Origin of the sequence: Marinobacter sp. ANT_B65, from assembly GCF_002407605.1 — a bacterium.
Classification (GTDB): domain Bacteria; phylum Pseudomonadota; class Gammaproteobacteria; order Pseudomonadales; family Oleiphilaceae; genus Marinobacter.
Window position 1 is genome coordinate 252,598 of sequence record NZ_NXGV01000004.1, and the last position, 22,793, is coordinate 275,390.

20 protein-coding genes are annotated in these 22,793 nt (G+C 54.3%); 4 read left to right on the forward strand and 16 right to left on the reverse strand.

The window, feature by feature from the left end; all coding sequences use genetic code 11:
• Nucleotides 1–7 precede the first annotated feature (7 nt).
• From CPA50_RS17280 to CPA50_RS17305, 6 genes are all read right to left on the reverse strand, one after another.
• A complete protein-coding gene (locus CPA50_RS17280; RefSeq protein WP_096783769.1) occupies nt 8–1,354 on the reverse strand; it encodes a TRAP transporter large permease in 1,347 nt (448 codons plus the stop codon).
• Nucleotides 1,354–1,953, reverse strand: a complete 600-nt coding sequence (locus CPA50_RS17285; RefSeq protein WP_096783770.1) for a TRAP transporter small permease subunit — start codon at nt 1,951–1,953, stop codon at nt 1,354–1,356. Before CPA50_RS17285 ends, CPA50_RS17280 begins: the two co-directional genes overlap by 1 nt.
• A gap of 127 nt (nt 1,954–2,080) precedes the next feature.
• Nucleotides 2,081–3,157, reverse strand: a complete 1,077-nt coding sequence (locus CPA50_RS17290) for a C4-dicarboxylate TRAP transporter substrate-binding protein (RefSeq protein WP_096783771.1) — start codon at nt 3,155–3,157, stop codon at nt 2,081–2,083.
• Nucleotides 3,158–3,267: 110 nt separating this feature from the next.
• Nucleotides 3,268–4,335 carry a C4-dicarboxylate TRAP transporter substrate-binding protein gene (locus CPA50_RS17295; protein ID WP_096783772.1) on the reverse strand — a complete coding sequence of 356 codons (1,068 nt, stop codon included), beginning with the start codon at nt 4,333–4,335 and terminating at the stop codon, nt 3,268–3,270.
• A 147-nt stretch (nt 4,336–4,482) separates the two neighbouring features.
• The gene (locus tag CPA50_RS17300; protein WP_096783811.1) at nt 4,483–4,920 is read right to left on the reverse strand and encodes a PaaI family thioesterase; all 438 of its coding nucleotides are present in this window, start codon (nt 4,918–4,920) and stop codon (nt 4,483–4,485) included.
• A 159-nt stretch (nt 4,921–5,079) separates the two neighbouring features.
• Nucleotides 5,080–6,150: a C4-dicarboxylate TRAP transporter substrate-binding protein gene (locus tag CPA50_RS17305; protein ID WP_096783773.1), complete on the reverse strand. Its 1,071-nt coding sequence runs from the start codon at nt 6,148–6,150 to the stop codon at nt 5,080–5,082.
• Between the two features lie 198 nt (nt 6,151–6,348).
• Here CPA50_RS17305 and CPA50_RS17310 point away from each other — a divergent pair, with 198 nt between their 5' ends.
• Nucleotides 6,349–7,128 (forward strand): enoyl-CoA hydratase-related protein, encoded by a 780-nt coding sequence (locus tag CPA50_RS17310; RefSeq protein WP_096783774.1) that lies wholly within the window; start codon nt 6,349–6,351, stop codon nt 7,126–7,128.
• Between the two features lie 53 nt (nt 7,129–7,181).
• On the opposite strand, the gene CPA50_RS17315 is transcribed toward CPA50_RS17310, so the two are convergent.
• From CPA50_RS17315 to CPA50_RS17360, 10 genes are all read right to left on the reverse strand, one after another.
• Nucleotides 7,182–8,735 (reverse strand): acyl-CoA synthetase, encoded by a 1,554-nt coding sequence (locus CPA50_RS17315; protein ID WP_202971785.1) that lies wholly within the window; start codon nt 8,733–8,735, stop codon nt 7,182–7,184.
• A gap of 42 nt (nt 8,736–8,777) precedes the next feature.
• The gene (locus CPA50_RS17320) at nt 8,778–9,575 is read right to left on the reverse strand and encodes an enoyl-CoA hydratase/isomerase family protein (protein WP_096783775.1); all 798 of its coding nucleotides are present in this window, start codon (nt 9,573–9,575) and stop codon (nt 8,778–8,780) included.
• Between the two features lie 41 nt (nt 9,576–9,616).
• Complete coding sequence (locus CPA50_RS17325; RefSeq protein WP_096783776.1) at nt 9,617–10,747, reverse strand: CaiB/BaiF CoA transferase family protein; 1,131 nt, start codon at nt 10,745–10,747, stop codon at nt 9,617–9,619.
• 57 nt (nt 10,748–10,804) lie between these two features.
• Entirely contained in the window at nt 10,805–12,031 is a 1,227-nt protein-coding gene (locus CPA50_RS17330; RefSeq protein ID WP_096783777.1) for a CoA transferase, read from the reverse strand.
• Between the two features lie 19 nt (nt 12,032–12,050).
• Nucleotides 12,051–12,908, reverse strand: a complete 858-nt coding sequence (locus CPA50_RS17335) for a MaoC/PaaZ C-terminal domain-containing protein (RefSeq protein ID WP_096783778.1) — start codon at nt 12,906–12,908, stop codon at nt 12,051–12,053.
• Nucleotides 12,909–12,990: 82 nt separating this feature from the next.
• On the reverse strand, nt 12,991–13,911 hold the full coding sequence (locus CPA50_RS17340; protein WP_096783779.1) for an SDR family NAD(P)-dependent oxidoreductase: 921 nt from the start codon (nt 13,909–13,911) through the stop codon (nt 12,991–12,993).
• Between the two features lie 91 nt (nt 13,912–14,002).
• The gene (locus tag CPA50_RS17345; protein WP_096783780.1) at nt 14,003–15,670 is read right to left on the reverse strand and encodes an acyl-CoA dehydrogenase family protein; all 1,668 of its coding nucleotides are present in this window, start codon (nt 15,668–15,670) and stop codon (nt 14,003–14,005) included.
• Nucleotides 15,671–15,748: 78 nt separating this feature from the next.
• Nucleotides 15,749–16,948 (reverse strand): acetyl-CoA acetyltransferase, encoded by a 1,200-nt coding sequence (locus CPA50_RS17350; protein ID WP_096783781.1) that lies wholly within the window; start codon nt 16,946–16,948, stop codon nt 15,749–15,751.
• A 28-nt stretch (nt 16,949–16,976) separates the two neighbouring features.
• Nucleotides 16,977–18,425 carry a 3-oxoacyl-[acyl-carrier-protein] synthase III C-terminal domain-containing protein gene (locus CPA50_RS17355; protein WP_096783782.1) on the reverse strand — a complete coding sequence of 483 codons (1,449 nt, stop codon included), beginning with the start codon at nt 18,423–18,425 and terminating at the stop codon, nt 16,977–16,979.
• Between the two features lie 76 nt (nt 18,426–18,501).
• On the reverse strand, nt 18,502–19,641 hold the full coding sequence (locus tag CPA50_RS17360) for an acyl-CoA dehydrogenase family protein (RefSeq protein ID WP_096783783.1): 1,140 nt from the start codon (nt 19,639–19,641) through the stop codon (nt 18,502–18,504).
• A gap of 265 nt (nt 19,642–19,906) precedes the next feature.
• On the opposite strand from CPA50_RS17360, the gene CPA50_RS17365 reads away from it, so the two are divergent.
• The 3 genes from CPA50_RS17365 to CPA50_RS17375 form a co-directional block, all read left to right on the forward strand.
• The gene (locus CPA50_RS17365) at nt 19,907–20,929 is read left to right on the forward strand and encodes a LysR family transcriptional regulator (RefSeq protein WP_096783784.1); all 1,023 of its coding nucleotides are present in this window, start codon (nt 19,907–19,909) and stop codon (nt 20,927–20,929) included.
• A 211-nt stretch (nt 20,930–21,140) separates the two neighbouring features.
• The gene (locus tag CPA50_RS17370; RefSeq protein WP_096783785.1) at nt 21,141–22,250 is read left to right on the forward strand and encodes a DcaP family trimeric outer membrane transporter; all 1,110 of its coding nucleotides are present in this window, start codon (nt 21,141–21,143) and stop codon (nt 22,248–22,250) included.
• Between the two features lie 143 nt (nt 22,251–22,393).
• A partial coding sequence (locus CPA50_RS17375) for an electron transfer flavoprotein subunit beta/FixA family protein (protein ID WP_143750764.1) occupies nt 22,394–22,793 on the forward strand: 400 nt, incomplete at its 3' end.

Sequence of the window (22,793 nt, forward strand, 5' to 3'; positions counted from 1 at the left end):
AAACTGGTCAACCCATACTGTTGGGAATTAGCAGAGATATAATCGGGAACGCGACGATCAGACCCAGCACAACCAGATCTGCCACCAGGAACTTCATTACCCCGAAGAAGATGGTGTGCACCTTGATCTCCTTGCCAACTACGCTGCTGATAACGAACACATTCATGCCCAGAGGCGGAGTAACCAGTCCGATTTCCAGAAGCTTGACTACAACAACACCAAACCAGATCAGATCCATTCCCATGCCTTCCACCAGAGGAATGACAAATGGCAAGGTCAGAAGCATGGTTCCGATGGAGTCCAGGAACATGCCCAGAACGATGTACAGCAGAACAATGAAGAACAGCACCATCCAGGGCTCAAGGCCCAGTCCGTCGACAAAGCCGACAAAGGCGCCGGTAACTCCGGTCAGCGATACAAAGGAAACAAAGATCTTTGCGCCAACTGCAATGAAAAAGAGCGCAGCGGACTGGAAAGCGGTTTCCTTCATGGAGCTGAGGAAATCTGCCCAGCTCAGCCGGCCTGAAAGTGCGCCGAAACCAATTACAAACAACAGACTCACCGCTGCAGCTTCCGTAGCAGTAAAGAACCCGCCATAGATACCACCGATGATAATGGTCATCAGGGCTAGCGCGGGCCAGCCTTTAAGAGCGGCTTTGAGCCGGTCGCGATTGGTGAAGTTAAGATCCTTGGGTGCCGGCGCATGCTCCGGTTTGACCATGGCCCAGATGACCACCACCAGAATAAACCCGCCAATAGTAAGAATGCCCGGAAGTACGCCTGCCAGGAACAGCTTGTTTACAGACTGCTCAGTAAACATGCCGTACAGGATGAACAGTACACTGGGCGGAATAAGCGAACCCAGGGTTCCGCCCATGGCGACTGTGGATGTTGCCAGCTGTTTGTTATAACCAAACCGTAGCATCTCTGGCACACAGATCCTGCCCATGGACGAGGCACATGCCAGGCTGGACCCGGTGATGGCCGAGAAGCCACCGCAACCAAACAGAGAGGCAATCGCCAGGCCACCAGGCATCTTGGCCAGCCAGACCCGGACCGCCGCGTAAATATCGGTAGTGATACGGGAGTGATACGCAATATGTCCTGCCGCGATGAATAGCGGGATCATGCTCAGGGAATAGGAGTGGATAAAATCGAAGGCATTGGATTCGATCAGGGCCATAGCCGGACGCAATCCGCGCTCAAACATGAATTCACCACCAGGGCGCCATGCATAAGTAACCAGCGAACAAGCCGAAGCCACACCAACCAGTACGAATGCGATTGGCACCCGCATGATCATCAGAACCAGCGCGATAGCAAAGCCCCAGCCGCCAATAATGGACGCTTCCATCAGTAAGTTACCTCATCATTGGTTTCCGGCAGCTTGCTGTTAATCACACCAAACGCTTCCAGGATGTCATGGATGGCCAGGTCAACCAGCCGGATAAAGAACAGGAAATATCCCAGAAAGAACAACGTCTGCCCTGGCCATTTCGGCAGTTCCATCAAACCGAAGAAATAGGCTCCGGATTCAAAGGCGTCCACCATGGACAGACAAGCCGCATAGGTAATCGGTGCCACCGCAACCACGCCGACTATTGCTGTCAGTACATTGAGTCCTTTCTGGAACTTCGGCCCCAGCCTCTGGGTAAAGATTTCAACGCAAATAAATCCGCGGTCCGCTGCAACAAAGGCAAGCGGCAGAATCAGGGCGCCAATCATCATTTCGCCCACAATGACAATTTCATCCGGAATGCCGGATGATGAAAATGTACGCAACAGGACACTGCTGGCGATAATCAGACACAGGCCCATGATGCAAACCACTCCGACCAGCAGGAAAATATTTTCCAGCCAGGCCAGTGAGCCTCTTGCACAGCCAAGCGCCTTCATGGACGCAGACGTCGGGCTATGGGTCTGAAGTGGTTCCGTACGCTCGGTGACAACCATATGCACCTCCCGGTAGGGACCTGCCCAGGCTCTGGGCAAATCACGATTTCTGAATGATGGTGTTTTCCGGTCAAACTGACCGTTCAGGAACTGCCGACAGCAACACCGCCGGCAGCAGGATCAGCAATCAGCTTCGGTTCCAGGGATAACCTTTCTCATCCAGTTCAGCCTGGTACTTGTTCAGCAGTGCCTGGTATTCGTCCCAGATCGCCTTGCCATCAAGCCCGGCTTTGTTCATGTCACTGATCCAGGCGTCTATGTACTTGTCTGACTGGGCAAACAACCCGGCACGCATCTCATCAGACCATTTGATGACTTCAACCTTGTTGCCAAGCTCACCTGTAGGCAGTTTTTCGGTCACATCCTGGTTTTCAGCAACGAGCCTCTGAGCATAGAAGTCGACCATCTCCGACCCCACCTTCCGCATCAGTTTCTGCTGCTCAGCAGACAGGTCATCCCAGGACCATTTATTCATGACCATCGCGAAGCCGGCAATCTGCCCCCAGTTCATAAGTGCCACGCTGGTGGTAACTTCCGGCGTTTTGAAGGCGCGCATGGCATACAGGTAGCCACCAGAGCAGTCCACCAGTCCGGTGTCCAAAGCCTGATATACCTCGGAATAAACGAAGTTCACCATATTCGCACCAACCTCATCGAGGATCTTGGCGTAGATGGCGGAGGCCCGGATTTTCTTGCCGGCAAAGTCCTCCAGCTTCTCGATACGTACATCACCCGCGCATTCGAACTGCATCTCGCTGGTGGAGTAGTTGGTGACATAAACCACATCGTTATTGTCAAACTGCTGTTGCAGTTGCTCGTTGGTGGTCATCAGTTCATACATGGCCCGCATGCCCACCCAGGCATCAGACTGGGGCACCGGAATATCGCCGACGCTCAGAGCACGCATCTTCTGCGGCTCATAAGCGGAAAGTACTGATCCCATATCCGCGGTTCCGGAGCTGACGCCACCGAGAATCGCACTGTACTTCAGCAAGGCGCCGCCCCAGTGAATGTCCAGCTTCAGGTCGCCGCCAGACTGGTCTTTCAACTGATCGGCGAAGTACTGCAAAGCTGCGGCCCTGGCGCCCCGGTTGGGACTTCCTTCGGCATAACGCAGGGTTGTTTCAGCCATGGCTGGCGCAAGTGTCGTCAGAGAAAGAACTGAACCTACTATCAGAGATTTGCATATATTATTGATATTCATTTTTATTATATCCTTTGTTTTTAAGGGCAATTTATTCGATCATCCGCCATTCCAACGGCATACCTGAAAGGTTCGGCAAGGAGGGAGCATCCTTGCCTGCCAGCCAGGTATCAGCTCTCCCAGGGGTAACCTTTGGAATCAACCTGAGCCTGATATTTTTTCAGCAGTTCAATGTAGTGGTCCCAGATCTGTTGACCAGCCATCCCGCGACGATTGACGTCTTCAATCCAGCTATCACGGAACTTGAGAGTCGCATCAAGAATTTTCTGGCGTTCTTCCGGAGCCATATCGGTAACCGGAACCACCTTTCCAAACCCGCCACTGGCGAGACTCTTGGCAACTTCGCCCGCATCTTCGATTGTCAGCTGGGAAAAATGATCGATCATGTTGTCACCAGCCTGCATCAGAATCGCCTGCTGCTTCTCATCAAAATCAGACCAGACAAAATCGTTCATCACGATGGCAAAACCCAGCAACTGGCCCCAGTCAACCCGGGTTACCGACTCAACTACTTCGTATGTCTTGTAGGCTTTCATGGTGTAGAAATAGCTGGCGAGACAATCCACCAGACCTGTATCCAGCGCCTGATAGACTTCACCGAAAGTCATGCTCACGGTGTCAGCCCCAAGGTCTGCCAACACGTTGGTATAGGTGCCGGTAGCGCGGATCCGTTTGCCCTTGATATCGTCAACAGTAAGAATCTGGTTGCCCGCGGTACATTCGAACTGGACACCTGTTGTACTGAAATTACTGAGATAGACCAGAGACTGTTCGGCAAGGGACTTTTTGAGCTGGGGCTCGGTGGTCATGAGGTCATACATTGCACGCATACCTACCCAGGGATCTGCGTATTCGAGGGGGATATCGCCAATGCCAAGTGCCTTCAGTTCCTGCGGCTCGTAGGATGACAGTACCGTGCCAAGGTCAGCACTACCCGCAGAAACACCGTCCAACACACCGCTCCACTTGAGCAGCGCACCACCCCAGTGGATATCGACTTTGATATCGCCACCGGACAGACGCTCAACTTCATCGGCAAAAAACTGAACAGCTGCGGCACGGGTGCCCCGATTAGGCCCACCTTCTGCGTATCGCAACACAACTTCTGCATGGGCCTGAACGGCCCCTGCCATAACCAGAATAAACCCTAAAACCAGAGATCTGAGTGTTGTTACCATGACATTGCTCCCGAGGGGTTTTGTTTTTGTTAGCCGTGGCAGATGAACAACACCCACCACACGCAACCAAACTATCACCGGAAACCAATATCAACAACGACCCATATTTTATAGAACCCATGCCTTGCTGGCATGGATAAACGGATTTCAGTCCGCTGGAACACCCTCCTCATTTTCACCACCGAGAACATAACGGAAGGTCCCCTGCCCGGTTGCGATCAAAGTGCCCTCACACGTAATCTTCGCCTCAACAAAGAAAATCTTGCGACCACGGCTGACTACGCGGGCTTCAACCTCCAGAAATCCGTCTTTTACCGGGTTCATAAAGTGGGTGTTGAGAGAGATGGTGATACAGCGGCGGATGTTACCCGGCACCGGACAGTATGTGCCCGAGAGCCCGGAAGCACTGTCCAGTAAGGAGACGAACACTCCACCATGGACGAACCCGTTGCGATTGAGGTGCCGCTCCGTCATTTGGGCGGTGAGCACTGCGCGCTCCGGCTCCCACTCTGTCACCGAAAACCCCAGAACCTCCCTGAAACCACTTATATTCCCGGTGTCCAACTGCAAACTCGTTTCAGTCATATTGCTCACTTGGTTGTCTGGCCGTGGCCGGGACGCCGCCACGGCGGCTGTTTTTGTATAAATCCGGCAAGCCTCATAGCAAAACCGGATACCGTTTCTGTCCCGCAGCGGGAGCATCGCAGGAAAAAGCCCTGATGCCCCCGCCCCGGATCTGCACGTTCAACGCTCCCAGGGATAACCAAGGCTTTCTTTCTCGGCATTGTACCGGGCAACAATCGTCATATACTCATCCCATATACCCTGGCCGTCGACTCCGGCGCGATTCATGGAATCCACCCAGTCCTGGGTATACTTTGCAGAGCCGTCGATCAGCTTCTGGCGTTCGGTGGCGCTCCAGCGGCTAACTGGCACCTTGCTGCCAATCTCACCGCTGGTGAGCCCCTCTACGACCTGATCCATCTCCGCCACCTGCAGCCTTGCGAAGTAATCAATGGAGTCCGACCCGGCCTGCTCCAGCGCCGCCCGCTGGTTGTCATTGAGATCGTTCCAGGTGTCCTGGTTGATCATCACCGCAAAGCCTGCGATCTGCCCCCAGTCAGCCAGCGACAGGTGGTCAATCACCTCAAAGGTTTTCAGTGCCCGGACGGTGTACAGGTAACTGGCACTGCAATCAACCAGGCCGGTATCCAGCGCCTGGTATATCTCGCCTGCGGTAACTCCGACAATATCGGCACCCATGTCGTCCAGAACCTTGCTGTATATGGCCACAGCCCGGATCTTCTTGCCTTTGATATCTTCTACTGAATCAATCCGGTTATCGCCTGCACATTCAAACTGCACTCCACTGCTGGAAAAGCCAGTGAGGTACATTAGATTCTCCTCTCCCAGCATGCGTTGCAGATCTTTGTTGGTTGTCATCAGCTCATACATAGAACGCATACCCACCCAGGGATCGGCGGACTGATGGGGAATATCACCAATAGCGAGGGCTTTGAGTTTGGTTGGCGAATAGACTGCCAGCACCGAACCCAGATCCGCGGTTCCCACTGAAACACCAGTCGGAACTGTTTTGTAGTCCAACAAGGCGCCCCCCCAGTGAATATCGAACTTCAGTTCGCCGCCACTCAGTTCGCTGGCATTGCTCATGAAACGTTCAACCGCCTGTGCGCGAGCGCCCCGGTTCGGCCCCCCCTCAGCAAACCTCAGAGTGGTTTCGGCAAATACAGACGTGGATAAAATACCCACAGCGAGATAACAGCTAAAATTGCGCAGAAATTTTATTCTTGTCATTTTAAAGCTCCGTGCATTATTTTCCGAGCCTTAAAGCTAACACCCTGCCGACAAGCGCACCTTTATAATTTATCTATATTCTCCATGCCAATCAGATATGTCTAAAAAGGGGATTTAAAACAGGTTAGGGGCTATTTTTAGAGGGCAAAAAATATATTTCTTAAAATTTCCAAAACCTGTAAAACAAATGGAATAGTTATGGCCGATTTATTACATGAAACAAATAACAATATTCTCACCATTACCCTGAACCGGCCAGACCGACTTAATGCCATGAGCAACGAAATGCGTGAATCGTTGATGCAACTTCTAACGCAGCAGACCTCAAACCCGAGTGTTCGTGCCGTCGTTATCCGGGCCAATGGACGGGGTTTCTGTACCGGCGCAGATGTTCAGCCGGAACAGATCCTGGCTCGCCGCGCAAACATCGGAGAACAGGTAAAAAAGGGCATTAATCAGGTTATAAAGCTGATCACCAGCCTGCCAGTACCGGTTGTCGCCGCTGTCAACGGCCCAGCTGCCGGAGCCGGCGTCAGCCTTGCCCTGGCATCTGACCTCATGTTGGTAAACAGGGATGCCGCATTCCACCTTTCCTTTGCCCGCATTGGCGCGGTGATGGATGGCGGCAGCTCCTGGTTTCTGACCCGGGCCATAGGTGCCCGTCGTACCGCAGCCCTCGCACTGACCGGAGGCAACTTCCGGGCGGAAGAAGCTCTGTCCTGGGGGCTTGCCCATAAAGTGGTCGACAACGACCGGCTTTGGGAAGAGGCAAACGAACTGGCAAAACAACTGGCTTCCGGCCCTACCACCGCTCTCGGCCTTATCAAGAAGGAGATTGCAATGGCCGCAACGCTGGACCTGAACTCAGTACTCGACCTGGAAGCTGAATGCCAGCAAACGGCATTCAACACTTCAGATTTCGCTGAAGCCATCGAGGCCCGCCAGCAAAAACGATCACCGGAGTTCAAAGGCCACTGACCGTTTTCACGAAAAGCAGCGGCCCCCGTTTTCGGGGCCGCTCAAGTTCCGGTTCAGATCATGCGACCGGCCTGCTGCCAGTATTTATCACGTAGTCTGCGTTTGAAAATCTTGCCGGAATCTTCCCGGGGCAGATCCTTGCCGATCTCGATCGTTCTGGGCACTTTGAAACCTGCAAGATGCTCGCGCAGATAGCCCCTGACTTCATCAAGGGAGATCCCCTCCTCGCTTTCGACTTCCAGCACCGCCATCACGGCCTCTCCAAACTCTTCATTTGGCACGCCGAACACCGCACAATCCCTGATACCCGGATAGTTGTGCAATACCGCCTCGATCTCAGCCGGATAGATATTCACACCGCCGGAGATCACCATGTCCTTCGCCCGGTCAGCAATGAACAGAAAACCATCATCGTCCATATAGCCCATGTCACCAGAGGTGATATAGCCATCGCGCTCGATTTCCGCCCGCGCTTCCGGCCTGCCATTGTAGGTAAAATCATTAATTGGAAAGCGCGAATAGATTTCACCGATGGCATTTTCAGGCAGGACCTCGCCTTTTTCATCAAGGATACGAACACTGGCCTCCGGCACTGGTTTACCAACACTGCCGGGTTTTGCCAGCGCCTGTTCCGAGTTACAGGCAACTACGGCACCGGATTCAGTGGAGCCATAAAACTCGTTGATCACTGGTCCAAACCACTCGATCATCCGGCTTTTAACATTTGCAGGACAGGGGGCGGCCGCGTGGATAACAAACTTCAGAGACGACAAGTCGTACCTGTTACGAACGTCATCCGCAAGTTTGAGCATACGGATAAACATGATCGGCACCAGCATGCCTGCCGTGAGCCGGTATTCCTCAATAAGCTGAAGCAGGCTCTCTGCATCAAAACGCGGCACAATAACCAGAAGGTCACTGATCCTGGATGCCTGCATGCTGTAGCCATTGGGTGCACTGTGATACAGAGGGCCTGGCACCACGCAGCGGGCGCCGGGAGCACAACCGTATACCCGTGACCGGAAATCACGCATCAGGGCCGCTTTCTCTTCATCAAGGGCAAACCGGCGAACACCTTTAGGGTGGCCTGTAGTACCCGAGGTGTACAACATAGATGACAGCCCGGCCTGAGCCGGCCCGGTAATCGGCTGCTGGCCTTCAAGCCACTGGCTCCAGTTGGTCAGGCCTTCCGGCACTTTGCAGGCCTGGGGATCCAGGCCGAAAGCACTCCCTACATCCTCGTGAGTTTCCACCACCAGACACTTCACACCTTCCGGGATCGCCTCATGGATGACTCGCCACAGATCAGCATGGATAACCAGAACTTTGGCACCACAGTCATTCAGAATATAGGTCAGTTCCTCTCCAACCAGATGCCAGTTGATAGGCACGGCATAGGCACCAACATAGTTGGCAGCATGGTTAGCTGTGAGAAAAGGGATATCGTTACGCATGAAAATGCCAACACAGTCGCCCGGCTCAACACCCATGCTTCTGAAACCTGTTGCAGCACAGCGGACATCATTCTGGAAGGCTTCGTGGGTCATATGCCTGCTACCGCATACGATACCCTTGAAACTGCTTTTATCAATTGTTGTATTTGTCACTGCTCAATCTCCTGTAACCGCCCCGCCACCTGGTTTAACAACTCAGCGGCCGGTAAACTCCGGTTTGCGTTTTTCATTGAAAGCAATGACGCCTTCCACCCAATCGTCCGCCATGGCGGTTGTTCCAAAAATCTCGGCTTCAGACTGCAACTGTTGTTCGAGCGAATTGTCCGACGACTGGAGAATCAGCTTCTTGATGCTCCCATAAGCCTTGGTCGGCCCCTTCGCCAGACGTTCAGCCAGTTTCCGGGTCTCACCTTTTATATCTGCGCCAGGCACAACCCGATTGATCATCCCCATATCCCTGGCTTCTGCGGCGCTGAAACGGTCCCCCAGAAGCGCAATTTCCATGGCTTTCTTGGTGCCCACAAGCCTTGGCAGATAATAGGTTGCGCCACCATCCGGGCTGCTGGCGATATGGCTATATGCCAGGGTGAAGAATGAATCTTCGGCAGCAATGACCAGATCACAGCTCAGTGCCAGGCTGACGCCTGCACCAGCCACAGCACCCTGCACACTCGCAATAACCGGCTTGTTGAGCCGGCGCATGGTATACATCAGCCCGTTCAGGCCATTATGGATCCGGTTGAGAAACGTCAGCCTTCGCTGCTCCGGGGTCAGCCTGGTGAATTCCTTGAACGATTTGACGTCGCCTCCCGACATGAAATGCTCACCTGCACCCTGCAACACCACACAGCGTACCGAGTCATCAGACTCCAGGTTCTGAAAGGCTTCCAGCATCTGCGTACGCATATTCAGGGATAGCGCATTCCTTGCTTCTGGCCGGTTCATCGTCAGATAGGCAACGCCGTTGTGTACTTCGTAAAGGAGGTGGTTCATTTATCATTATCCTCGTTCAGTTAGATTAACTCGGGAAGCATTCAGCTGGTTGCAACCCGCCCGAGTAACGCCGCCCGCTGCTCTTCGCTGTACCCAAGCTCGTTGAGCACCGCTTCTGTATCAGCCCCATAGGCACGGGCAGGGTGGCGGACCTGAGGGGCGGTACGACTGAACCGCGGGGCTGGTGCTGGCTGCATCATTCCGCCAACCTGGATATAGGTCTCGCGGGCAACATTGTGGGGGTGACTCTGTGCCTCTTCCATATCCAGCACAGGTGCGAAACAGATATCCGTGCCTTCCATGAGTTCACACCATTCAGCCCGGGTCTTCTGCAGGAAAACCTCAGTGATCTTCTGCTTCAGCTCCGGCCAGCGGGCAGTGTTCAGCTGGTCGGCAAACTGATCGCGAGGCAACCCGGCTACCTCTATCAACCGGGCATAGAACTGAGGCTCAATAGAGCCAATGGAAACGTACTTGCCATCGAGGGTTTCGTAGCTGTCGTAAAAATGTGCGCCACCATCAAGCTTGTTGGTGCCTCGCTCAAGGGAGTATGTCCCCATGGCATGAGCACTATTAAACATGGACATGAGAATGGCAGAGCCATCGGTCATGGCCGCATCGATTACCTGGCCTTTTCCTGACATCCGGGCCTCCAGGAGCCCGGCTACCAGCCCAAGCGCCAGGAACATGCCGCCTCCACCAAAATCACCCACCAGATTAAGCGGGGGTACCGGTTTTTCTCCGGCACGCCCAACTGCATTGAGTGCACCGGTTAGTGAGATGTAATTGATGTCGTGACCGGCCGCGTGAGACAGAGGGCCGAACTGGCCCCAACCGGTCATGCGGCCAAAAATCAGTTTGGGATTACGGGCGAGGCACTCATCCGGGCCAATACCCAGTTTTTCGGTGACGCCAGGGCGAAACCCCTCGAACAGGGCATCGGCGCTTTCCACCAGTTTCAGCAACGCCTCTACTCCGGCCTTGCTCTTGAGATCCAAAGCAATGGAGCGTTTGCCCCGGCGGCTGCAATCCAGTGCCACATCTGGCGCTCTGGCTCCGGGGCGTTCTACGCTGATTACTTCGGCACCCATATCGGCCAGAACCATGCCGCAGAATGGTCCCGGGCCAATGCCGGCTAACTCGATGATACGAAACCCGTGCAGTGGTCCCATCTGAAAACTCCTTGTTCCGCAGAGGTCCTGCGGCCTTTGTTATTATTTGCAGGACTCTTACTGGCCAGAGCTCGCCACAATCTTCTGATCAAACAGCTTCGCGATCTCACCAGCAGACAAGTTGAGGGTTTCCGCAAGAATCTCCTCAGTGTGCTCACCAAGAGCCGGCGCGGGCCGCACCGGTTCCTGCTCCACTGAAGTAAAACGCAGTGGATTATCAGGCATCAGATATTTACCGATCCCAGGCTGCTCCACCATCTGGAACAGCGGATTATCCACTGAGCAGTCCACATCATTTTCAACCACTTCCCGGACGGTCTGATATTTCCCCCAACAGGCTCCGGCATTGTCCAGCTCTGTTGCTACCTGCTCAAAACGGCGAGCAGCAAACCAGGGACGGAAAATCCCGGTAATACCATCCCGGCCTTCGTAACGATCGCCTTCCTTACGGAAGTCCAGCCCCATACGCTGCTGAAGGGAGGTGATTTCCGCTTCAGTTCCCGTCACTTCCAGCAAAGCCCGCCAGTGGTTCGGGCTGACACCGACTACCATCACCCGCTCACCATCAAGACATTGGAAGTCATGACCGTAGGTGCCGTAAATGTCATTACCAATGGCCTCACGGTCCGTACCATTTATCATGGTTTCAGCGATATAACCGAGATTGCCAAGCGTCGCCAGAGCTACGTCCGCCAGAGCAATACGCACCAGCTGCCCCTGACCTGTGCGGCTACGGTGGCGTTCGGCCGCCAGCAGTCCCAGGGCGATCTGCTGACCGGTAATAACATCCCAGGCCGGCATAGGATTGTTCAGTGGCGGAATTTCTCCGCTCTTTCCCACCCCGGTAAGGGCAGGAAAACCCACTTTGCAGTTGACGGTATAATCAAGCGCGCCGCGACCGTGACGGTCACCAACCAGATTCAGGTAAATCAGATCTTCCCGGTGCTCTTTCAACCGGTCATAGGACAACCAGCCCTTGGCAGGAAAGTTAGTCAGAAACATACCGGCTTCATCACCCGGGGCGGCAATCAGCCGGGTCAGCAACTCCTGACCCTCGGGCCTGCGGAAGTCCACCGCGATGGAGCGCTTGCCCTTATTCAGGCTATGCCAGTAAAGGCTTTTCCTGTCGGCGGTCACCGGCCAGCGGTTGTAGTCGATACCACCACCGATGGGATCAAAACGTATAACGTCCGCGCCCAATTGAGCCAGCGTCATACCACCAGACGGGGCGGCTACGAAAGCGCTGCCTTCAACAATACGAAGCCCTGAAAGAATGTTCTGCATGTTATTCAGTTCCTGACTGTCAGCTGACTTCGGCGTAACCGTTATTGATCACCACGACATCCCGCTCGGTCACACGGCAGCGGAAGGCTACTTCATTGCCGTTGCGCCATATTTCAGTGCGGATAGTTTCTCCCGGGTAAACCGGAGATGAGAATCTAAGCCGGATGCGATGGAACCTGGCTGGATCGTAATCGCACAGAGACTTCAGAATGGCATGTGTAGCCACCCCGAAAGTGCACAGTCCATGCAGGATAGGCGCTTTGAAGCCTGCAGATTTTGCTACCGACGGGGAAGCATGCAGCGGGTTGTAATCTCCGGATAACCGGTAGATCAGTGCCGACATGGGGAGAGTTGGCAGATCACAGATCAGATCTGCTTCACGCTCAGGAATCGGATCTGGCTTGGGCGAGGGTACTGATGGGCCACCAAAACCACCGTCACCCCGGGCTATGGTTGTGCTGATCAGGGTACACAGATCTTCACCAGTGGCAGCATCACGAACGGTTCGTTCTGACAGGATCAGGGCACCTTTGCCCTCGCCCTTGTCGACGATTTCGTTCATTTTAGTCGTAGCTTCAACCGTGCCCGAGGCAGGCAGGGGTTTATGTATGATCATTTCCTGGCCTGCGTGAAGAATCTTCACCCAGTCGATCCCGGTGTCCGGCTCTTTTGCCCAGAAACCAGGGTATGCCAGCACATTGGCCATACTCGGCATAGCCTTCAGGCCATCTTCGTAGACAAATTTCAGACAGTCTTCATCAAGCGGATCAATACCCAGCCCCACACCCAGAGCATAGAGGATGGTGTCTTTCTCGGTATAGGTGTGCTCAAGACGCTCGAACTTGCGGTTCATCAGCTTATCGTAATCGATGGCCACCGTGGCGCTCCTTTTATTATTACTGTATAGGCCAGGTATCCGGCCCCAACAGGCCGGATACTGTTCCGGGGTCAGACAGAGATCAGAACGGATCCCAGCTGAATACGTCCGCAGAGCGGCTCAGGGGATAAAAATCCGCTTCAAAGGCAGGCAACACCCTGCTCAGAACCGTCTCAGGGGTCCAGCCGTCAGACGTGTGAGCAGCGCGGAACGGACGTGGCTGGGAGAACAGGAAGATCTCGTTGTTACGCACACCGAAGATCTGGCCTGTCACGTTCTTGGCCTGGTCGCTGCACAGGGACACTGCCAGAGTGGCGATCTTGTCTGGTGTCATCTGCTGGATCTTGGCTACACGCGCCTTCTGAGCTTCGTCGTCTGTAGGAATAGTTCCGATCAGACGGCTCCAGGCGAACGGAGCGATACAGTTAGAAGTTACCCCGAAACGCTGCATGTCCAGCGCCATGGATTTGGACAGCCCAACGATACCCATTTTGGCGGCAGCGTAGTTGGCCTGACCGAAGTTGCCAATCAAACCGGAGGTGGACGTCATGTTGACGAAAGTACCGCTGCCCTGTTCTCGGAAAATCGGCGCTGCAGCACGGCTTACGTTGAAGGTTCCCTTCAGGTGTACCGCAAGCACTGCGTCAAAATCTTCCTCGGTCATCTTGTGGAAAATCACGTCGCGCAGGTTGCCGGCATTGTTGATTACACCGTCAAGACGACCAAAGGTATCGATGGCCGACTGTACAATCTTCTGACCACCTTCCCAGGACGTCACGCTGTCAAAGTTGGCAACGGCATCGCCGCCTGCAGCCTTGATTTCGTTTACCACTTCCTGGGCCGGGGTGGCATCGTTACCAGAACCATCAGCGTTACCACCGATGTCGTTAACCACCACTCTGGCACCTTTTTCTGCCAGCATCAGTGCAGTCGCACGGCCAATACCACGGCCGGCTCCGGTAACCACGATGACTTTGCCTTCCAGAAGTTTTTTATCGCTCATGACACCCTCCTACAGGTCTCTTATTGTCTGATTATTGATTTATTGGTGCAGTGAAACACTGCGGGGAAATCGAATCTGGTACGTCCACCATTCAGGCGTTACTCACCAGGTTTCTTGCAATAACTTTAAGCGCGAGGGTTTCTTCGGCACCCTCAAAAATAGACAGCACCCGGGCATCGACGAAATAGCGGCTCACCGCGGTTTCTTCGGCATACCCCATGCCTCCATGAATCTGCATCGCTTCGCGGGTAACCCACTCGGCAGCACGACAGCTGAACAACTTGACCAGGCTCGCTTCCATCTGCCCGGCTCCATCGTCCATCATGCGCGCAACCGCATAGCTGAACTGGCGGGATGCCGTCAGGGTTGCCATGATCCTCCCGAGTTTTACCCGGGTAAGCTGATAGTCACCCACAGGGCTACCAAACACCTTGCGCTCACGGGAGTAACTCAAGGCCTTCTCGAAGGCTGCCTGCATAACTCCGGTAGCCCGCGCTGCGGTCTGGATACGGCCACCTGAGAAGCCGGCCATGGTGAAATAGAAGCCTTTACCACGGCCATTTTCCTCACCAATCAGTCGGTCAGCAGGTACGAAGTAATCCTCGAAAAAAACATCATAGGAATGCATACCGCGATAACCCAGGGTGGCAATCGCCTTGCCCTGAATCACCCCGCCTCCGGGCTGCCGGTGAGAAAATTCATGACCGGAAGCAGGCGGCTTTTCTACCAGGAAGAGACTCAGCCCTTTGTGCCCCAGCGCAGAATCGGACTCGGTACGGGCCATGGTCAGCAGCAGGCTGGCCTTGCCGGCAAAGGTACACCAGGTTTTGCTGCCATTGAGCACCCAGCCTCCGTCCACTGGCGTGGCCCGGAGCCCAAGAGATGCAACATCAGAGCCGTAGTTCGGCTCGGTAATAGCAATGGCGCACAACTTTTCGCCTGATGCGATTTGCGGCAACCAGGTTTCCTGCTGAGCTGGTGTGCCCCCCTGCAACAACGCCTTGGCAGCGATTTCCGGACGGGTAATCAGGGAACCCGCAGCACCCAGAGAAGCTTTTGAAAGCTCTTCTGTAACCACAATCATGCCAAGACTGTCGTCATGGTCGTCTGGCTGCAGCCCCCCGAAACGCTCCGGGATGCTGATACCAAAACAACCGAGTTCTGCGGCCTGGCTGAGAATGTCATCAGGAATATCGAGGTCCTTGCGGTGGATTTCCTCCGCCAGTGGTGCAACCACATCAGCACCAAAGCGTGCAAACATGTCACGGACCATTTCCTTGTCTTCGCTCAACAGGCTCGGCAGGCGACTGCTGCCACGCTCGGTAACAGCTGTACCAATACCGGCGAGAAACTCAGCACTGCCGTAGCGGGCACTCATGTTGCGGATGGCAGTTGCTCCGTAGAGTGCAGACACTTCCACAACATCCAGGCCCAGATCCGCTGCCCGGGTAACCAGGCGCTGGAGAACCGAACCAACCGCTTCAGCGGTGAACGCAAGAGCAGTATCTGTTGCAACGTGATCGACATCTCCAAGCTTGCGTGCGTATGAGCACAGCTCGCGGGCGGCGCCCAGTTCAGCGGTACAGAAGGCAAGCTCGTAACAGCCCAGTTGATGATCGTCCAACAGCTTCCCATCCAGCTTGCCATTCACCGTGCAGGCCACCCTGAGATTCTTCAGTGCCCGACGGACAAACGGCTCAACCGTGTTGACGCTACTGTCTGCAAGTTCAAGAGCTGCTGTCTGTTCACCGAGACTCATGCTAAACCTTCCTGACTCTTTGAATTCTGTGAAAATGACCGGGCAGACCCTTCAGTGCTCTGCCCCGGATAAACAGCTCTACTCGTACCGGCCGATAATCGAGATACTGCAGATATTCTGGTGCGGGAAGCCTCCCAGATTGTGATTCAGAGCCAGTCGCGGATTCTTCAGCTGGCGTTCACCTGCCCGACCATGAAATTGCAGGTAATTTTCATAGATCATCCGCATGCCCGAGGCACCAATCGGGTGACCAAAACACTTGAGGCCGCCATCAATCTGGCAGGGAATCCGGCCGTCCGCATCAAAGTCACCGTTAAGCACATCCCAAACAGCCTGACCGTCATCGGAGAGCTGGAGGTCTTCCATGGTGACCAGTTCGGTAATCGAGAAGCAGTCGTGCACCTCTGTCATGTCGATCTCTTCACGTGGCTTGCTGATACCAGCCTCGTTGTATGCATTTTGGGCAGCGACCCGGGTTGTTTGCAGATATGAACCGTCCCACTTGCTGAAGCCAGCCTCTTCACCGTTGGAAGCCGCCAACTGCAGGGCTTTGACGGAAACCAGGTCTGCCTTGCCCAGGGCCCGGGCAATTTCCGGCGTGCAGACGATGGCGCAGGCAGCACCATCACTTACACCACAGCAGTCATACAGACCAATGGGCTCCGCGATATAGGGTGCATTGATAGCCTGCTCTTCAGTGATTTCACGCTGCAGGTGGGCCTTGGGATTCTTTGCGCCATTGGCGTGACTCTTCACGGAGATATGAGCCATGGCCCGCTTGAGGTCAGCTTTTTCAATGCCATACTTCGCGCGGTAACCACTGGCAAGCTGGGCGAAGGCGCCTGGCGCAGAGAGGTTCGGCCAGTACATATCGTTTTCAACACCGCGAGTACGCTGGGGCAAGCCTCCGTAGCCAACGTCCTTCAGCTTTTCCACACCCAGAGCCAGGGCGATATCACAGGCACCGGATGCTACGGCATAGACTGCACCGCGGAATGCCTCAGTTCCGGTCGCACACATGTTCTCGACCTTGGTCACCGGAATATTCGGCAAACGCAGTGCTATGGACAAAGGCATTGCACTGGAACCAACATTGGACGCATCAATACCGGCACCAAACCATGCCATCTGAATCTGGCCCTTTTCGATACCCGCATCAGCCAGCCCTTCTTCAAATGCCTCAGACATCAGATCAGCCGGGCTCATATCCCAACGCTCACCAAATTTGCTGCACCCCATTCCGAGGATCACTACCTTATCTTTGATTCCACTAGCCATTTTTATTCACCTGTATTCGCTGCGTGTGTTATTGCTGGACCGGGGTAGCCTTCCAGAAGTATTTCCGGAATCCCCGCTGGTTATCGAACTGCCGGATACGGAAGTGCAAGGAAACCTCAACCCCTGTATCCATGCCACCAGGCTCCACCTCGGTGAAGTCCATCATCAGTCGACCGCCGCCTTCAAACTCCACCAGGCCGAAGTAGGCAGGCGGATTCCAGTCAAACGTCAGGCGGTCAGCCGTCCAGGTCATCACACGCCCTTTAGCCTTTGCCATCGGGTGATCATCCTGGCTGTCCAGGGCGCCACATTCAGGGTTAACACAGTATTTTTCCTTGGGAATCTGAACCGTGCCGCAGCTGCGGCATTTACCACCGATGAATCCGGTCAGCAGGTCCTTGCGGCGATACATGGCCGCCAGATAGCTTTGCTTGTCCAGCTCTCCGCGCTTACCAACCTCACGATCCACCAGATTGTTGAAACTGAGGAACTTGTTGTAGTTGGTATCTTCACGACGGCGGGCCAGAGCGCCACCAAAACCAGTTTTCGGACGCTTGCCTGCGATAGCATCAGTTGCCCGCAACAGCACCGCGTCGGTGCCCTGACCAAACCCGGTCAGCAGAATCAGATCACCGGCTTTGGCTTTCTCCAGCACGCTGGTAAGCAGCAGAACAGGGTGAGCCACGCCGGTCACACCTATGCCACCAATGTGGTTATCTGCAACAGCATCTGCAGCAATTCCTATAGCCTTGGCAACCGCAGCCGGGGTACGGGCCTGATCAGAAGCCAGTACAAAATGAGCAATCTCGGAAGCCTTCACACCGGTTTTTTCCAGCAGGCGTGATACCGCCAGTGGCACACTTTTCATATAACCTTCGTCACGGATCCAGCGCTCTTCCCACTCGTAGTCGATGGTGGAATCTTCACCCCTGTAGTGGTCTACAAAATCGGTCACGTAGGTTTCACTGCCCAGGTACTCGGCAATCACATCTTCATTTCCAACTGCGATAGCTGCAGCGCCATCACCCCACAGCATCTCGGCACGGGAGCCACACTTGCTGCGACGGTGCTCGGAGGCAAGCAACAGAGCGTTGCCCCTGGCAGAAGCGCCAGCTTCCAGCATGGAGATCAGCGCAGAGGTTGCAGCACGCTGGGAAGCGGCAACATCCATAGTGCGCAGACTGCTCCCCAGATTCAGCGCCTGGCTTGCGACAACGGAGTTCTGGCGGTCAAGGAATGGCAGAGTGGTCGATGCCAGATACAGGGAATTGACATCGGCCGTTCCCAGAGCTGACAAACAGTCCTGACCGGCCTCAACAGCCATGGTGATAGTGTCTTCGTCCCAGTTGCAGACACTACGTTCACCCTTGGCCAGGCCGCGCAGACTGGCATCAAACCAGTCATTGGCATCAGCAATGGCAGACTTCAACAGGCGGGTCCGGGGAATGTAGGCACCGTAGGCGGTAATACCAGACATGTGATTTCCTTCCTTTCTTGTTATGCAATTCCGGCAACTCATATTGATAGCCGGAATTGCCAGATTAATAGCCGGATTAGAGAGAGCGGGCGATAACCAGCTTCATGACTTCGGAGGCTCCGCCATAAATACGGCGAACGCGGGCGTCGACAAACATGCGGGCAATCGGGTACTCACTCATGTAGCCGTAGCCGCCGAATAACTGCAGACACTTATCGACCATCACACCTTCGTTCTCGGTGGTCCACAGTTTGGCCATAGCACCTTCTTCCGGCGTCAGGGTGCCTTCCGCACATTTTTTGATGCACTGATCGAGAAAGGCCCAGCCAACTTCCAGATTGGTCTTGATATCAGCCAGAGTGAACTGGGTATTCTGAAAATCTGCCAGTGCCTGCCCAAACATCTTGCGCTCTTTAACATAGGCATTAGTGACATCAAAAGCGCGCTGGGCTTCAGCCTGGGCACGGCAGGCTATGGTGATTCGCTCGCGGGGCAACTCACGCATCATCATGGTAAAGCCCTCACCTTCCCGGCCCACCAGGTTGGAGACAGGGACACGAACATCCTGAAAAAACATTTCAGAGGTATCTGCGGCTTTCTGGCCAATTTTGTCCAGATTGCGGCCGCGCTCAAAGCCCGGGCGATCGGCTTCTACGATGATCATGCTGATGCCACGGGCACCCTTACCAGGCTCAGTGACACATGCCAGCAGAACAAAATCTGAGTTTTGCCCGTTGGTGATATAGGTTTTCTGGCCATTGATGACGTACTCATCACCGTCACGGACAGCCGAGGTACGGATCGCCTTGAGATCACTGCCGGCTCCGGGTTCGGTCATACCGATTGAGGCGATCACCTCACCTGAAACCATCCCCGGCAGCCACCGGCGCTTCTGGTCTTCAGTACCTGCATTCATCAGGTAGTAAGCGACAATATCTGCACTCACCGAAAAACCGACACTGGCTCCACCTATGGCGTATCCAGTTTCCTCTGACAGCGCCATGTTGTAGAGGAAGTCGGCTCCAGGTCCACCGTATTCTTCAGGCACGCCACAGCACAGAAAACCGTTCTCACCCGCCTTGCGCCAGAATGCTTTGGGTACGATGCCGTCCTTTTCCCACTGCTCGATATTAGGTTCAAGCTCTTCGCGGAAAAACCGGCGGGCGTTCGCTCGGAACAGCTCGTGATCGCTGCTATAGATAGAACGGTTTTGCATAAAATTTCCCTCTTTAATACGTTTGATCAGGTGTGATTCCGAACTTAAGTCACCCAAAGCAGGATGCAGCGGAGCCCGCAATGCGCGGGGAAACCGGATATGAACAACCGTATCAGCAAGGAAAAACTACAGCAATTATATACTTTTTATATCTGCCATCTTATTTGAGCATAGCTTGAGAGCGCAATTATCCTTATGCCTTTCTGATAAAAGTGATATAGAGTAAGAAAAATGAATACTTTAATGTTATAGAAGAGACCCCCTCATGGCCTTCAACCTCAATATCGACCTGCGCCAGCTCAACACCTTTCTCACCGTTGCCGATACTGGCAGTTTCAGTCGCGCCTCCGAAAAACTGTTCGTGGCGCAACCAGCACTGAGCCGCCAGATCCGCATGCTGGAGGAAGCCCTGAATGTAGACGTTTTTGTCCGCCACGGGCGCGGCGTAGTACTCACAGCCGCCGGTGAACTGCTCTACGAAAGAGCCAGGACACTGCTGCAGAGTCTGGAACGAACCCAGGCGGACGTCACCGCCGTCGCAGGCGAGGTTACTGGCCAGGTTGTGTTGGGCTTGCTACCAACGGTAACCCACAGCTTTTCAGGCACCATCGTTGAGCAATACCGCAAACAATTCCCTCAGGTCCATCTTGCAGTCCGGTCCGCCATGAGCGGCACCCTGCAACAGATGGTCATGCAACACCGGGCTAACATTGCCATCACCTATCACCACAGCAACCACAAAAACCTGCGATACCGGCCGCTGATAGAGGAACGGCTTTATCTGATTTCGCCAACCAACACCAAGGTGTCTAACCGCTCCGAGATCACACTTGAAGAAGTGCTGGACCTGCCATTGGTCATGCCGGAAGAAAAACACGGTCTGCGGGTGGCCATGGAAAAACAGGCGGCAGACCGGAAAAAAAGCCTCAACCTTGCCCTGGAAGTCAGCGCATGGCCTATGCTGACCGACATGGTGCGTCGCGGCCTGGGCTACACCATCCTTTCATCAGCCGCCGTTCATGACATGACTCAGCGCAACGAAGTCGTCGCCGTCCCCATTGTGTCCCCGGAAATCAAACGCACCCTGTCCCTTGTCACACCCACTGACCTGCCCTCCTCTGTGGCCACAACAAAGCTGGCGGAAATCATCATGCAGCAGGTGGCCGAACAGGTAAAAGCGGGCACCTGGAAAGGCGAGCTTCTTTTTAATCCCAAAGACATAAAACAGTCGGCCAGCGAAACCGGTAAAGCCGGGAACACCAGTGACGTGCAGGAAATTCTCGAGTAATTCGCACCAGCCTGGGCGGAAGGCAAACTCATGGTATACCGTGGACGCATAGGACTTATCGAATATAGATAATTGTTGGAGGCATTATCCGCTGCTAGCGTGTTTCCTGCCGTGCAACGGCGAGCGACACCGCAGGCACCAGGGCAGAAATCAGAAAAACCCGGGCCAGCGGACATAATTCCAACAAAAATATCTGAGACAGGTACTCCCTATGTCCACGTATAAACTAGCACTGGCAGTAAAAGCAGCAACGGCGGTTCTCGCATTCGGAATGGCGAGCCAGGCATCTGCCATCAGTTTCAAGGCTGGCGATGTAGATGCAAGCATCTACGGTTACACCCGCCTGAACATGACCTACGACATCGACGAGAACATTGCGGGGCCCGCTCAGGAAGGTCATTTCTCCAAAATCGCAGGCTCATCTGCCACAGGTCACTTTGGTGCCAGTGCAAACCAGAGCCGTATCGGTATCCGCCTGAAGAATCCTGATGGCGTCAAATTAAATGTAGAAGGCGATTTCTACTCGGGTACTTTCCGCCTGCGCCATGCTTACGGCGCGTATAACGGCATTCTGGCGGGTCAGACCTGGTCCAACTACACCAGTTTTGTCGGCAACACTTCCGTGCTGGATTTCCAGGGCCCTGCCGGTAACGCTGGCCTTCAACACCGCCAGGCCCAGGTGCGTTACACCACTGGAAAGATGTCGTTTTCTGTGGAAGACCCCAAAGGCGATCTGAACTCCGGTAATGGCATGGTCGCCAAGGACAGTTCACCGGCTCTGACTGCCCGCTATGAATCAAAGTTTGATGGCGGTGCTTTCTCGGTTGCAGGTCTGACAAAACAGAATTCCCATGACAATGGTATTTCGGATGACTCCGCCATTGCCTATGCAGCCTTCGCAGCAGGCAAGATCGCCCTGGGCGACAGCGTTACTTTGCAGGGTGCCGTCAATTACACCAACGGAGCCAATAAATACCTGTACCAGTCCAACGCCGATGATGCTTACCTTGATGGAACCGGAAACCTGGAAAACATTTCTGGTTACGGCGGCAGCCTGGGCGTCAGTTTCAAAATGAACGCAGGCAGCAGCATCAACGCGGTTGTAGGCATGACCAAGGTAGACTGGGATGACGCTCTGGCTGATGGACTTGCCGTGGGTGGAGAATCCGAAACCAACCGCAACATCCTGGTAAATTACCAGTGGGTTCCGATAAAGAACGTGAAAATGGGTGTGGAACTCAGCAACTGGTACACCGATCGCGTTAATGGCACCGATGACGATGCCAACCGCATCATGTTTGCTGCCCAGTATAACTTCTGATCAGTACACAGTCTTCAGGCCCGGATTAGCAGAATCCGGGCCCTTATATGCAAATTCCGCCGGGAGCTGCCCCTGACAGCAGCATCCCGAAAATGTAACCGAGGGAGGCCTGGTTCCGCCCTGCACTTTCAACGGAGGCTCAGATGAAGGTTCTGGTCGCGGTTAAACGAGTAATCGACTACAACGTAAAGGTCCGCGTCAAGCCGGATAATACTGGTGTTGATCTCGCCAACGTAAAAATGGCAATGAACCCATTCTGCGAAATCGCTGTTGAAGAAGCGGTTCGCCTAAAGGAAAAAGGTGTTGCTAACGAAATCCTAGTGGTATCCATTGGCCCCAAGGCCTGCCAGGAGCAAATCCGTACCGCTCTGGCATTGGGCGCTGACCGTGGTATCCACGTGGAAACCGACGAAGAGGTTCAGTCTCTTGAAGCGGCCAAGTTGCTTAAGGCCATTGTTGAGAAAGAAGAGCCGAAACTGGTCATTCTCGGTAAACAGTCCATTGATTCCGATAACAACCAGACTGGCCAGATGCTGGCTGCAC

Excerpts from the sequence above, each read along its gene's own strand:
- CPA50_RS17280 (WP_096783769.1), bottom strand. The coding sequence starts at position 1,354 with ATGGAAGCGTCCATTATTGGCGGCTGGGGCTTTGCTATCGCGCTGGTT.
- CPA50_RS17285 (WP_096783770.1), bottom strand. The coding sequence starts at position 1,953 with ATGGTTGTCACCGAGCGTACGGAACCACTTCAGACCCATAGCCCGACG.
- CPA50_RS17290 (WP_096783771.1), bottom strand. The coding sequence starts at position 3,157 with ATGAATATCAATAATATATGCAAATCTCTGATAGTAGGTTCAGTTCTT.
- CPA50_RS17295 (WP_096783772.1), bottom strand. The coding sequence starts at position 4,335 with ATGGTAACAACACTCAGATCTCTGGTTTTAGGGTTTATTCTGGTTATG.
- CPA50_RS17300 (WP_096783811.1), bottom strand. The coding sequence starts at position 4,920 with ATGACTGAAACGAGTTTGCAGTTGGACACCGGGAATATAAGTGGTTTC.
- CPA50_RS17305 (WP_096783773.1), bottom strand. The coding sequence starts at position 6,150 with ATGACAAGAATAAAATTTCTGCGCAATTTTAGCTGTTATCTCGCTGTG.
- CPA50_RS17310 (WP_096783774.1), top strand. The coding sequence starts at position 6,349 with ATGGCCGATTTATTACATGAAACAAATAACAATATTCTCACCATTACC.
- CPA50_RS17320 (WP_096783775.1), bottom strand. The coding sequence starts at position 9,575 with ATGAACCACCTCCTTTACGAAGTACACAACGGCGTTGCCTATCTGACG.
- CPA50_RS17325 (WP_096783776.1), bottom strand. The coding sequence starts at position 10,747 with ATGGGACCACTGCACGGGTTTCGTATCATCGAGTTAGCCGGCATTGGC.
- CPA50_RS17330 (WP_096783777.1), bottom strand. The coding sequence starts at position 12,031 with ATGCAGAACATTCTTTCAGGGCTTCGTATTGTTGAAGGCAGCGCTTTC.
- CPA50_RS17340 (WP_096783779.1), bottom strand. The coding sequence starts at position 13,911 with ATGAGCGATAAAAAACTTCTGGAAGGCAAAGTCATCGTGGTTACCGGA.
- CPA50_RS17345 (WP_096783780.1), bottom strand. The coding sequence starts at position 15,670 with ATGAGTCTCGGTGAACAGACAGCAGCTCTTGAACTTGCAGACAGTAGC.
- CPA50_RS17350 (WP_096783781.1), bottom strand. The coding sequence starts at position 16,948 with ATGGCTAGTGGAATCAAAGATAAGGTAGTGATCCTCGGAATGGGGTGC.
- CPA50_RS17355 (WP_096783782.1), bottom strand. The coding sequence starts at position 18,425 with ATGTCTGGTATTACCGCCTACGGTGCCTACATTCCCCGGACCCGCCTG.
- CPA50_RS17360 (WP_096783783.1), bottom strand. The coding sequence starts at position 19,641 with ATGCAAAACCGTTCTATCTATAGCAGCGATCACGAGCTGTTCCGAGCG.
- CPA50_RS17365 (WP_096783784.1), top strand. The coding sequence starts at position 19,907 with ATGGCCTTCAACCTCAATATCGACCTGCGCCAGCTCAACACCTTTCTC.
- CPA50_RS17370 (WP_096783785.1), top strand. The coding sequence starts at position 21,141 with ATGTCCACGTATAAACTAGCACTGGCAGTAAAAGCAGCAACGGCGGTT.